7 protein-coding genes are annotated in these 12,562 nt (G+C 65.7%); 3 read left to right on the forward strand and 4 right to left on the reverse strand.

Going from position 1 to position 12,562, the window contains the following annotated elements; all coding sequences use genetic code 11:
• Positions 1 to 477: 477 nt before the first annotated feature.
• The 3 genes from GE073_RS20410 to GE073_RS20420 form a co-directional block, all read right to left on the reverse strand.
• Positions 478 to 1,158, reverse strand: coding sequence for a nucleotidyltransferase family protein (locus GE073_RS20410; RefSeq protein WP_153784205.1), 681 nt, complete (start codon positions 1,156 to 1,158; stop codon positions 478 to 480).
• A 242-nt stretch (positions 1,159 to 1,400) separates the two neighbouring features.
• A complete protein-coding gene (locus GE073_RS20415; RefSeq protein WP_194843424.1) occupies positions 1,401 to 2,717 on the reverse strand; it encodes an XdhC family protein in 1,317 nt (438 codons plus the stop codon).
• 22 nt (positions 2,718 to 2,739) lie between these two features.
• A complete protein-coding gene (locus tag GE073_RS20420; protein WP_153784207.1) occupies positions 2,740 to 4,434 on the reverse strand; it encodes a PucR family transcriptional regulator in 1,695 nt (564 codons plus the stop codon).
• A gap of 256 nt (positions 4,435 to 4,690) precedes the next feature.
• Between GE073_RS20420 and metE the strand changes: the two genes are divergently transcribed.
• The 3 genes from metE to GE073_RS20435 all read left to right on the forward strand — a co-directional run bounded on the left by metE (position 4,691) and on the right by GE073_RS20435 (position 11,478).
• Positions 4,691 to 7,009: a 5-methyltetrahydropteroyltriglutamate--homocysteine S-methyltransferase gene (gene metE / locus GE073_RS20425; RefSeq protein WP_153784208.1), complete on the forward strand. Its 2,319-nt coding sequence runs from the start codon at positions 4,691 to 4,693 to the stop codon at positions 7,007 to 7,009.
• A gap of 232 nt (positions 7,010 to 7,241) precedes the next feature.
• Positions 7,242 to 7,559, forward strand: a complete 318-nt coding sequence (locus GE073_RS25600; protein WP_043111142.1) for a hypothetical protein — start codon at positions 7,242 to 7,244, stop codon at positions 7,557 to 7,559.
• Between the two features lie 133 nt (positions 7,560 to 7,692).
• Entirely contained in the window at positions 7,693 to 11,478 is a 3,786-nt protein-coding gene (locus GE073_RS20435; protein WP_153784209.1) for a DUF7507 domain-containing protein, read from the forward strand.
• Positions 11,479 to 11,573: 95 nt separating this feature from the next.
• On the opposite strand, the gene nrdF is transcribed toward GE073_RS20435, so the two are convergent.
• Positions 11,574 to 12,530, reverse strand: coding sequence for a class 1b ribonucleoside-diphosphate reductase subunit beta (gene nrdF, locus GE073_RS20440; protein ID WP_028598321.1), 957 nt, complete (start codon positions 12,528 to 12,530; stop codon positions 11,574 to 11,576).
• Positions 12,531 to 12,562 lie beyond the last annotated feature (32 nt).

A 12,562-nucleotide genomic window follows, 5' to 3' on the forward strand; every position in this document is an offset into this window, starting at 1 on the left:
TCCGACGTCGGGACACCTGTTCGAGCGGAGTTACTCGGATTTTCCGCGCAACTCCGACGTCGGGACACCTGTTTGAGCACAGTTACTCGGATTTTCCGCGCAACTCCGACGTCGGGACACCTGTTTGAGCACAGTTACTCGGATTTTCCGCGTAACTCCGACGTCGGGCTACCTGTTCGAGCGGAGTTACTCGGATTTTCCGCGCAACTCCGGCGTCGGGACACCTGTTTGAGCACAGTTACTCGGATTTTCCGCGCAACTCCATCGCTGGATAGATATAGCGTCAACGCAAAAACAGCCCCGGCGACCGCGGCTGTTTGGAGGATGTACGTTTTTCGTTTTGTTGGAGTCTTTGCGTCTGAACCGGCGCATGAAAGCCTCAGCTTCGTTCCGCTACATCGCGATCTACCGCTTCATGGACGATCAAAGACAGCCTCTATCCGACTAAATAACGTCTTGCAGTTCCGTTGCGGTCGCTCAGGCGATGCCGCTGCGGCTTGAGTGCATCCGCTCCCAGGCTTGCCGCAGCCGCTCCAGCTCCTCCGGCGTATCCGCGTCGAGCAGCATCTGCTCCGGCACATCGTGGAGCGCATCGCCCTGGAACGTTGTGTCCCGCAGAAGCTTGCGGGCGCCTTGATCGCCGCTCAGGCGCCAGACGGCGTCGAACATCGTGGAGCGTAGCGCGACAGGAGGCACGGGCAAGCCGTCGGTTCCGGCGCAAGCCGTCCAGTCCAGCTCTGGACGCTCCGCCAGACGAGCCAGGAGACGCCGCATCAAAGCGGCGTCCGTGAAAGGCTGATCCGCAAGCGCGATCAGGACCGCGTCCAGCCTCGGCTCATCGCCGCTGCTGCCGAGAGCGGCTGCGAGGCCGCAACGAAGCGAATGCGCCATACCCTGATCCGCGTCGGGACATGTCACCCGCTCGAGCGGCGGCCAGCAGCCGGCCGGATCGGACCGCGCCGCCCCGGCTCCGCTTGGAAGCCATGTCCCGTCGTCGCCGGGACGCAGCACGGCCACCACCCGCTCGACTCCGCTCGCCGCCAGCTCGCTCAGCACCGCCGAGCCGAGGCTGACGCCCGGCGCCAGCTCGCGGGCCGGCTTGGCCCCGCCCATGCGCGAGCCTGCGCCAGCCGCCAGGCAAATCGCGACCGCTCGCATAAGCGGCTTGCCTCCGTCCACCTGGCCGGGGCCTTCTGCCTGGATTCCGATCCTGTTACCGATCCTGTTGCCGATCCTGTTGCCGATTCCGTTACCGGTCCCGATCCCGTTCCCGATTCCGCGCTCGTTTCCTGTACCGGTTCCGATCCCGTCTACGCTCCAGGTGCCGACCACGCTTCCGCTCGTCGGCCCGTTGCTGATTCCGGCTCCGATCCCCCGTCCGATCTGTCCCGCCGTCGCCATCAGCGGCCGCCTCCCTCGGCGATGACGCGTCCCGGCTGCAGCAGGCAGCTGTCCGCCAGGAGCCCGGCACTACCGTTGGAATAAGCCGCGTCGGAGCTCCTGCCGCTCGCGAGCGCTGCCGTCCCGACGTCAGCGCCGCCCACAGCCGCCTTCACGCTCCCTCCCGCCAGCGCGACGCCCGCAGCCGCCTTCACGCTCCCTCCCGTCAGCGCGACGCCCGCAGCCGCCTTCACGCTCCCTCCCGTCAGCGCGCCGCCCGCAGCCGCCTTCACGCTCCCTCCCGTCAGCGCGCCGCTCGCAGCCGCCTTGCCGTCCTCGCGCATGCGCTCCAAAGGCACGGCAGCGGCCGGCTGCCGCGTCAGCGCGAGCTGCGGCAGCGCGCCGCGCCGCCGCACGGCAACGAGCTCCGCCGCGATGCTGAGCGCGATCTCCTCGGCTCCGTCGCCGCCGATGTCGAGCCCGACCGGACCGGAGATCAAGCCCGGATAATCGAGGCCGTCCCGCAGCAGAGCGATCCGCCGGCGGGAGCCGAGCACGCCGGCATAACGCGGCGGCGCCGCCGCCAGGCGCTCCAGCAGCTCGCGCTCGAAGCCGAGCCGATGGCTGCACAGCAGCACATAGTCGGCCGTGCCGATGCGCAGCGCGTCCAGCAGCTCTGCCGGCGAGCCGATGCGCAGCTCGCAGTCTGGGAACCGCTCCGGCGCGCACATCCCCTCCCGCCAGTCGGCGACGACGACGCGGAAGCCCGCGCGCAGCGCCTGCTCGGCGATCGGAATGCTGTCGTCTCCGGCGCCGAACAGGATCAGCCGCGGGCGCGCTGCCAGATGCGTCACATAACGGACGACATTCTCGTCGCCTGCCTCCGCCGGACAGAGCGGCTGATCGAGCAGCCGGTAGCCGATGCGTCCCGGATGCAGCCGGCGCTCCAGCCACCGGTCATCCTGCAGTCTCGCCGCCTGCCGCAGCACGTCCGCCAGCTCGCCCTCGATCCGCTCCAGCAGCACCGTCAGCGAGCCGCCGCAGCCGGTCGCCTCGCCCCACAGCAGATCGTCCGGCGAGCTCATGTCGTAAAGCACCCGCTGCCAGCCCGGCTCCCCGCCTGCGCCGCGCTCCGACTCGTCCAGCAGCATCTCGGCGCGCTGAGCCAAATCCGCCTCCAGGCAGCCGGGACTGACGCTGCCGCGGCGACGCCCATCGCGGCCGAGCAGCATGCACGCCCCCGGCTTGCGATACGAATGGCCGGCCGCATCCACGATCGTCGCCAGCACGAACGGCTCCGATCCGTTCCAGCCTTCCAAAACCCGTCCTGCATCCATGCCTGCTCCCCCTCTCTGCGCTCTAGGTCGCCTTGCGCCGCCCAGGCGCGCGGCCGGACGCATGACCAGCCGGATGATCCCCCGCCGCCGTCTCGGCCTCCGCCCGGGCCGCCTTGCTCGGCACAGCCGACGCCGGCAGCGCGCCGAAGCCGCGCAGCCGGAACGCCAGCTTCAGCCGCAGCAGGTCGTCCGTCTTCTTGAGGTCGACGCCGAGCAGCTCGCTGATCCGCTCCAGCCGATACGAGGCGGTATTGCGGTGGATATAAAGCTTCTTGGCCGTCTCGGCCAGCTGGCCGTCCTGCTCGAGATACACCTCGAGCGTGCGCAGCATCTCCTGGCTGTACTCCGGCTCCTTGCGCAGCAGCCCCTCGAGCACCCGGTCGCAGTAGGCGGCGATGCGGCTTGCGGGCACGTCCTCGAACAAAGCCGCCAGCTCCATCCGCCGGGCCGGCACGACGGCCTCGGACACGCCCCAGCGGCGCGCCATGCGCAGCGCCTCCTTGAGCTCCGTCCAGGCGCCGGCGAGCGCGGCTTCCCCGATGCGGCGGCTGCCGACGACGACTCGCGCCGCGCCGCCCGATTCCTTGCGCAGGCTCGCCGCGCATGCGGCCAGCTGCGCCTCCAGCTGCTCGCCCGCCGCCGGCTCCGGGAACAGCGAGAGCAGCCCTTCCTCAAGCCGCACATGAAGCGCGCCGCAGCGCCCGAGCTGCGGATGCCGGGCATACTCGAGCCGCGTCCGCTCCAGGCGCGCCTCCCACGCCGCCTCGTCCGGCGCCGAGCCCGCATCGGTCAGCACGGGCACATACGCGCCGGAGATGGCCGCCGACTCCGCCGTACCTCCGTGCGCCGCCAGCTCCGACGCGGCGATGCCGCCCTCCAGATAGCTGCGGACGAGCGCCTCGTAGCTGCGCGCCGCGCTGCCGGCGGCCGCGTGCCGCGCTTCCAGCTGGTAGGCGATCAGCTGCGCCGCCTGATGGAACAGGCTTTCTTCCAGCGTCGTGAAAAAGGGCTCCTCCGTCACGAAGCAGGCAAAGCCCTGGACGTCCTGCCCGGCGCCGCCTTCCGTCTCCAGCGGAATCCGGCAGCAATGCCACCCGTCGCCCTTCGTCCACGGATGGCGCCCCGCCGTCCACGGCCAGCCCTGCAGCAGCGCCGCCGCCTCGACGCGGCTGGAATTGTAGATCATCTCGCCGCTGCGGTCGACGACGGCGAGCGGATAGCCGACGACGCCGGCGATCTCGTCAAGCAGATGTCGGATCGGATCGCTCTGCATGGCGAAGCGCATCAGCTGCTTCTGCTTGTCGAGCGCCGCCTGCAGGGCAGTCGTGCTGCGCTGCATCTCCGCCCGGTACAGCCCGTTCATCTGATCCGAGAACGTGTAGGCGTACGGAAGCTCGATGAGCGGGAATCCGAGCTCGTCGGCGGCCGCGATCAGCTCCGCTGGAATTTGCGGCCAGAAGCGTCCCGGCTTTATGCCGAGTCCCGACGAGCCGCGGCGCTCGAGCTGGCGCAGCAGCCCCGCCCCGCCCTCCGGGTCGTCCTTGATGAGGTAGCCGGTCGTCAGCAGCATCTCGCCTTCCTTGATCCAATCCCAGATGTCCGGCGCATCCATGACGTTGACGGATTTCACGATCCGTCCCTTGCCTGCGGCTCCCGCTACGAGCCTGCCCTCCGACAGCGGAAATACGGACATCGCCTCTTCGACCGTCATATGCATGCTTGCCGCCTCCTCGTTCTTGCCTGGCCGGTCGCCTTCTCCCGGCCGCGAGATCCATTCTAATGTTAGATTATCTAACATTATAGGCTTCCGACGGCAAGGCAACAATGGTTTTTTAGCGGAAATCCATTCGGGATCCTAACCGCAGGCTATAACCAGCTATTCCTATTTGCAATTAGGCAGATCGCCGCCGCTTCGGCATAATGAAGCCTATATTCGAGACAGGCGAACGGCCTGCAACAGGAGGTTGGAAGCAATGGGCAGCACGGTGAAGAGCAGCAGCCTCGGCTATCCCAATATCGGGGAGAATCGGGAATGGAAAAAGACGCTGGAGGCGTTCTGGTCCGGCAAGATCGAGGAGCCGCAGTTCCAGCAGGAGATGGAGGCGATCCGCCTGGAGCGGCTGCGCCGCCAGCAGCAGTCCGGCCTCGACCTGATTCCGGTCGGCGACTTCACGTTTTATGACCGCGTGCTGGACACGGCGGCGATGTTCGGCATCGTGCCGCAGCGCTACGGCTACGAGGGCGGCGAGGTGCCGCTCGCGCTCTACTTCTCGATGGCTCGCGGCAACGCTTCGGCGACAGCCTGCGAGATGACGAAGTGGTTCAACACGAACTACCACTACATCGTGCCCGAGCTCGGCGGCGCCGAGCCTGCCCTGACGGCCAACCTGCCGCTGCAGGCGTACCGCGAAGCCAAGGAGAAGCTCGGCATCGACGGCAAGCCGGTGCTGATCGGACCGCTGACGTTCCTCAAGCTGTCCAAAGGCTACGCCGCTGCCGAGACGGACGCCTGGCTGGACCGCCTGCTGCCGCTGTACAGCCAGGTGCTGGCCGAGCTCCAGGCGGCCGGAGCCGCCTGGGCGCAGCTCGACGAGCCGGTCGTCTGCGGCGATCTCGCCGAAGGCGACGCGGCGCGACTGCAGCGCATCTACGCCGAGCTGGCGAAGGCCGCTCCCGAGCTGAAGCTGATCGTGCAGACGTACTTCGACGCTCCGGACGACTACCAGGCGCTGACGAGCCTGCCGGTCGCCGCCATCGGCCTCGACTTCGTCCATGACCGCGGCCGCAACCTGCAGGCGATCGCCGAGCATGGCTTCCCGCAAGAGCTGACGCTCGCCGCCGGCATCCTCGACGGCCGCGGCATCTGGCGCGCCGATCTCGACGCGGCGCTGGCGCTCGTCCGCCAGCTGCAAGCCGTCGTGCCGGCCGAGCGCCTGCTGCTGCAGCCGTCGTCCAGCCTGCTGCATGTGCCGGTCTCCCTGGCCGGCGAAGCGAAGCTCGATCCGGCGCTGCAGGGCGCGCTGGCCGGAGCCGACGAGAAGCTCGCCGAGCTGGCGCTGCTCGCTTCTGCCGCCTCGCTCGCAGCAGACGAGCAGGCCGAGGCGGTGACGGCCGGCTTCGCCGCCAGCCGTGAAGCGCTGGCCGCGTTCGACGCGCTGCCGGAGCGTCGCGTCGCGTCGGTGCGAGCGAGCGTAGAGCAGCACGGCGGCAAGCGCTCCGAGCGGACGAGCGCATTCGCCGAGCGCCGCGTCGAGCAGCAGAAGCGCTGGCAGCTGCCGCTGCTGCCGACGACGACGATCGGCAGCTTCCCGCAGACGGCGGAGATCCGTTCCGCCCGCGCCAAGTGGCGCAAGGGCACGCTGGACGATGCCTCCTACGAGACGTTCATCCGCGAGCAGATCCAGGACTGGATCTCGCTGCAGGAGCAGATCGGCCTCGACGTGCTCGTGCACGGCGAGTTCGAGCGCACCGACATGGTCGAATTTTTCGGAGAGAAGCTTGCCGGCTTCGCCTTCACGTCGAACGGCTGGGTGCAGTCGTACGGCTCCCGCTGCGTGAAGCCTCCGGTCATCTACGGCGACGTCGACTTCGTCGACCCGATGACGGTCCAGGAAACCGTCTATGCGCAGTCGCTCACGAGCAAGCCGGTCAAAGGCATGCTTACCGGCCCGATCACGATCCTCAACTGGTCGTTCGTGCGCAACGACCTGCCGCGCAGCGAGGTGGCGCTGCAGATCGCGCTCGCGCTCCGCAAGGAGGTGGCCGAGCTGGAAAACGCCGGCATCGGCATGATCCAGGTCGACGAGCCGGCGCTGCGCGAAGGGCTGCCGCTCAAGAAAAGCCGCTGGCCCGAGGAGCTGCGCGCCGCCGTCGACGCCTTCCGCCTTGCTACGACCGGCGTGACGGATACGACGCAGATCCATACCCATATGTGCTATTGCGAGTTCTCCGATATCATTGATACAATTCGCGACCTGGATGCCGACGTCATCTCGATCGAGACGTCCCGCTCCCATGGCGAGCTGATCCACAGCTTCGAGGAGAACACCTATGAAAAAGGCATCGGCCTCGGCGTCTACGACATCCACAGCCCGCGCGTGCCGTCCGTCTCCGAGATGGTCTCGATGATCGAGCGCTCCCTGCGCAGCCTCGATCCCGAGCTGTTCTGGATCAATCCGGACTGCGGCCTCAAGACGCGCGGCCGCGAAGAAACCGCCGCCTCCCTCCACAATATGGTCGCCGCCGCGCGCGAGATCCGCTCGTCCAAGCGGCTCGCGGCAAGCTCGACCTGATCGCCGCCATCCTCGTCAGCTGGAAATCAAGCTGAGACGGACCGTCGTCCTCCCCGATTCGATCGGGTGGGTCGGCGGTCTCTTTTTGTTCGCTTTTCGAGGAAAGCAAAATCGGTAAGAACGAAAGAAAACTTAAAAATGATGATAAAAATAGTGCAAATATCCCGTTATTCATCCGATATAACAATCAACTAGGTCATTGGACTTACATAATAAGGAAAGGGAGTTTGCTATGAGCACAACCAGTACGTATGACAAAGCGACCCATCGCATCCAAAGCAATCTGGAAACGCTGATTCGGCAGTACTTCATCGACGAGTCGACGAACACGCTTCTTCCCATCCGTGCCTACGCGGAGCTGGCTAGCGACGCGAAACGGCTGTACAAGCCGTTGACCAAAGGCGCGCTCGCCCGTCTGGCCGGCGTACGTCCGAACGTCATCACGGAAATTTGCCATCTGCAGCGCGGCACAATCAACATCTATCATCTGAGCTCCATCGCTGATGCGCTGAAAATCCGCAACATCAACGAAATCATCGAGCTCAAGTAATTCAGCTTGTTGAATCCGCTCTCCCGACCGGGCATCGGGGGAGCTTTTTTGATTTTCCGCATAATTCGCTCGTTTCGGCATAGATGTGAGGGGTGACTTCATGCCGGCGAGCAGCGGCGGAAAGGATTTTAAAATGCCTTTTGTCAACCGATTCCTGTTGAACCAAAATGGAGCGATCACCTATACGGGTAATACGCTCGGCCTCAGCCGGTCGAACACGGTCGGAGTGCCCGGCACCGTGGACAGCATCGGCGCGTTCACGACGATCGACACCACGCAGAAATTCGGCCTTTACCCGGCCGGGACGACATCGAATTTCCAGCAGAACAGCTCGACGGCGCTGCTGAATCTTCCTGCCGGCAGCAGCGTGCTTTATGCCGAGCTCATCTGGGGCGGCATGTACATCAACAACGGCGTCAATCTCAGCTCGTTCCTGAACGATCCGGTCACCTTGACGACGCCGCTCGGATCGGCCAGCATCGCTCCGGACCCGGCGACGGCGTTCGAGGTGCTGCTGGCCAACAGCCCTCCCTATCCTCCCGGCTACGCTTACGTCCGTTCGGCCGACGTCACCTCGATCGTGCAGACGGCAGGAGCAGGCGCGTATACGACGAGCGGAGTCGTAGGCACGATCGTCGTGCCCGATCCGACGTCCAACCATGCCATGTGGACGCTCGCCGTCGCATACGCCGATCCGTCGATGCCGCTGCGCAACCTTTCGATCCGCGTCGGCGCGGCCGTCATCCTGGCGACATCGGGACCGGTCAGCACGGTCATCACCGGCTTCGCGACGCCGTTCCAGGGCGCGCTCGACGGCAGGATCGCGATCAGCGCCCAGGAAGGCGACGCCAACAAGACCGGCGACCAGGCCCGATTCGGGCCGACGGCCGCGACGCTGAGGACGCTGTCAGGACCGAACAACTTTGCCAACAACTTTTTCGCCTCGCAGATCAACAACGACGCCGGTCTGCTCGACACCTCCGGCACGTTCGGCACGCGCAACCAGATCAACGGCAATCCCGGATCGGACATCCCGGCAGGCCGGCAAGGCTATGACGTGACCAATGTCAGCCTGGCCGGCACGCTGCAGAACGCCCAGACCTCCGCCGTCTTGCAGCTGACGACGAGCGGAGACGGCTATCTCGTCGACTCCGTCGGCATCCAGATCGACATCACGCAGCCGATCCTGACGATCGTCAAATCAGCGTCGGCCGCAGACGCCGTCGTCGGCGACAGCATCACCTACACGCTGACCGTGCGCAATACCGGCAGCGTGACGGCAACCAACGTTCAAGTAACCGACGGCATCGACGAAACCGCCTCCTCCTTCGTGGCCGGCAGCGTCACCTTGAACGGCACGCCTCTGCCCGGCGCCGATCCGGACACCGGCGTGACCGTCGGCTCGCTCGCTCCCGGTGCCACGGCCGTCATCACGTTCAAGTACAAAGTGACGGCGGTGCCGTTCAGCGGGACGCTGGACGATCAAGGCCGCGTCGCCTATACGTATCAGCCGACGCCCGACTCGCCCGTCATCTCCACGTTCGTGCCGTCCAATATCGTGCGCATCCCCGTCTATCAGCCGATCCTTACGCTCGTCAAGAGCGGCAGTCCGTCCCTCGCTCCGCTCGGCGGCATCGTGACCTACTCGCTGCTCGTCGAAAACAGCGGCAACATCGCGGCGAACGTGACGATCGTCGATCCGATTCCGGCGGGATCGACCTATGTGCCGAACAGCGTCACCGTCCGCGGCGTCCCCGCTCCGGGCGAAAGTCCGGTCACCGGCATCGCGGTCGGTCCTGTCGGTCCAGGCGAGTCCGCCGTCGTTACGTTCGAAGTGCAGGCGACCTCCATTCCGCCGGACGGCAATCTCGTCAACCAAGCGACCGCCTCCTATACGTACCAGCCTCCGGACGGCCGCACGCTGACGGGGCGGACGCCTTCCAATACAGTCGTCATTCCGGTCGTCGCTCCGGTCAACCCGCCGATCGTGCCCGTCGAAAAATCGGCCGACGCCAGCAGCGCGATCATCGGCCAGACGGTCACATTCACCGTCTCCGTCGCCAACGAGAGCGTCGGTCCGATCGACAACGCCGTCCTGACGGACACGATTCCAAGCGGCTACGCGTTCGTGACGGGAAGCGTCGTCGTTGGCGGCGTGCCGAATCCAGCCGCGAATCCGGCTTCCGGCATCCCGCTCGGCACGCTTGCCTCCGGCGCGACAGCGACGGTGACGTTCCAGCTCCTCGTCCTTTCCGCTCCGGAGCCGCCGGTGCTGACGAACGAAGCCTCGCTCGCGTTCACGTATTTCGGCGCGCCGAACAGCTCCACGTCCAATCCGGTCGACGTGGAGGTGCTGCAGCCGGTCATCGGCTTGACGAAGCGGGCGTCCGTCACGGTCGCCGCGGTCGGCGAGGTCGTTTCCTACTCCGTCACGGCGACCAATACGGGCAACGTCGCTGCGGCCGTCACGATTCTCGACCCGTTGAACGCCTACAGCTCCTTTGTGCCCGACACGGCGCGGGTCGACGGCATCCTCGTTCCGGGAGCCGATCCGACGACGGGCATCGCGGCCGGCACGGTCGCTCCGGGCGGAACGGTTTCCGTCAGCTACGACGTGCTGCTGACGTCATCGCCGCCGGACGGACAGTTCGACAATCAGGCTTCGGCCGCCTTCACGTTCAGCTCCCCTTCCGGCGCGACCGGCTCCGGCACGGCGTTGTCCAATCTCGTCACGATTCTGGAGACGGATCCGCAGCTCTCGGTCGTCAAGTCCGCCTCCCAGACCTATGCGCTCGTCGGGGACCGCATCACGTACACGATCGTCGTGGAGAACGTTTCCGCCGGGCCGGCGGCGAATGTCGTCGTCACCGACGACACGACGCCTGGAGCCGTCTTCGTGCCGGGCAGCCTCACCGTGAACGGCGTGCCGTCGGCCGGGAACATCGCCGCAGGAGTCAGCCTCGGCACGCTCGCTCCCGGCCAGCAAGCCGTGCTGACGTTCGTGGAAGAGGTCGTCTCGCTGAACGAGCCCGATTACGATGTGGACGATGTCGCGACGGCCACCTTCACCTTAGGAGGCGCGACGGTTGCCTCGCTCTCCAACCTCGTCGTCGTCTCGGTCGCGAATCCTTCCGTGACGGCGGTCAAGCGGGCGCTGACTCCGTACGCCTTCGTCGGCGACGAGGTGCTGTATGAGGTGGACATCACCAATACCGGCAATTACAACGCAGATATCATCTGGAGCGACCATCTCCCGGAAGGCAGCGTTTTTGTCGAGAACAGCCTCCAGCTCGACCATGTGCCCGTCCCTGGCGTGAACATGTACACCGGAGCCTTCGTCGGCACGGTCGAGGCGAACAGCACGGCGACCGTGACGTTCAAGCTCAAGGTCGTCTCTTTCCCTCCCGGAGGCGTGCTGGTCAACCAGGCCCGGCTCGATCTGACGTTCAAGCTGCCGAACGGCCGGATCTTCTCGCAGACGATCTCTACCAATCCGGTCACCGTGCCCGTGCTGGCGCTCGCTTCTCTGGTCAAGCGCGCCAGCGCCTCGACCGTCACGGTCGGCGGCTCCGTGCGCTTCGAGCTTGCCGTGCTCAACCCCAACACGCAGCCGATCGAAAATGTCATCGTCTACGACGCTCTGGCCGCGGGACTTCAATTCGTGCCCGGCAGCCTGACCGTCGGCGGCACGGCTCTGCCCCCCGAGCTGACGCCGTCCCGCATCCCGATCGGCGCCGTTCCGGCAGGAAGCTCCGTCATCGTCGCCTTCCAAGTGCTCGCCGCGTTCGCGCCGCCGATCCCGGTCGTCGTCAACTCCGCTTCGGCCGGCTATGAGCTTCTGCTGCCGAACGGCAGCCGTCTTCCGCAGGTGGCCCTCTCCAACACCGTTCAAGTGCTGATCGAGGAAGAAGAGGAATAACGCTGCCGATCGGCTCCAGTCCGCAAAAAAAGCCCCCCGGAAAACCGCGCTAGGCGCGCTTTTCCGGGGGGCTTGCCGTTTGTTTGAGTCCGAATCTAGAAGTCGAAGAGGAAGTCCTCGTCGCGCAGCGGCTCGACGTTGAGCGTGCGGACATAGCCGTTGCCCTTTTTGGAGAAGAAGTCATGCTGCTTCGTCCGGGTGCTGATGCCGTTGAGCACGATCGGATTGATGTCCTCGTCCTCGAAGATCGGCTCCAGGCCGAGGTTCATCATCGCCTTGTTAGCGTTGTAGCGCACGAACTTCTTGACCTCGTCCTGCAGGCCGATGCCGACGTAGAGCTCGTCCGTGTACTGCTCCTCGTTGGCATGCAGCTCGCGCAGCAGCCGGTCCAGCTCCTGCAGCGTCTCCGCCTGCTCCTGCTCGCTCAGCGACGCATGCACCTCTTGCGCGAGCACGCCCACGTACAGGCCGTGGATGCTCTCGTCGCGCAGGATCAGGTCGATGATCTCGCCGCTGCTCGTCATCTTGCCTTGGCCGGCGAGATAGAGCGGATAGAAGAAGCCGCTGTAGAACAGGTAGCTCTCGAGCAGCACGGAAGCGGCCATCGCCATGTACAAGTCGCGCGGCGACTCGATGCTGCGGTAGTAGCCGGAGATGACGGAGGCTTTCTTTTGCAGCTGCGGATGCTTCTCCACCCAGCGGAATACGGCGTCGATCTCTTCCGTCGAAGCGAGCGTCGTGAAGATGCTGCTGTACGACTTGGCGTGGATCTGCTCCATCATGCCCATGAAGCCGAGCACCGCCTTGCGCTGAAGTCCCTCGACATGCTCGACGAGGCTCGGCATGCCGACGCCGCCCTGCACCGTATCGAGCAGCGTCAGGCCGCCCAGCACCTTCATGTACGTGTCGCGCTCCTGGTCGTTCAGGTACATCCAGCTCATCTTGTCGTCGGACAGCGGAATCTCCTCGTCCGTCCAGAACTGCATCAGGTTCTGGCTCCAGAACGTCGCTGTGAAGTCGTCGTCGGGACGGTTCCAGTTGACGGCGCGCAGCGGCGCGGCAGCGGCGGCGCCAGAGGCCGGAG

Source organism: Paenibacillus sp. B01 (assembly GCF_009649995.1).
Taxonomy (GTDB): domain Bacteria; phylum Bacillota; class Bacilli; order Paenibacillales; family Paenibacillaceae; genus Paenibacillus_O; species Paenibacillus_O pasadenensis.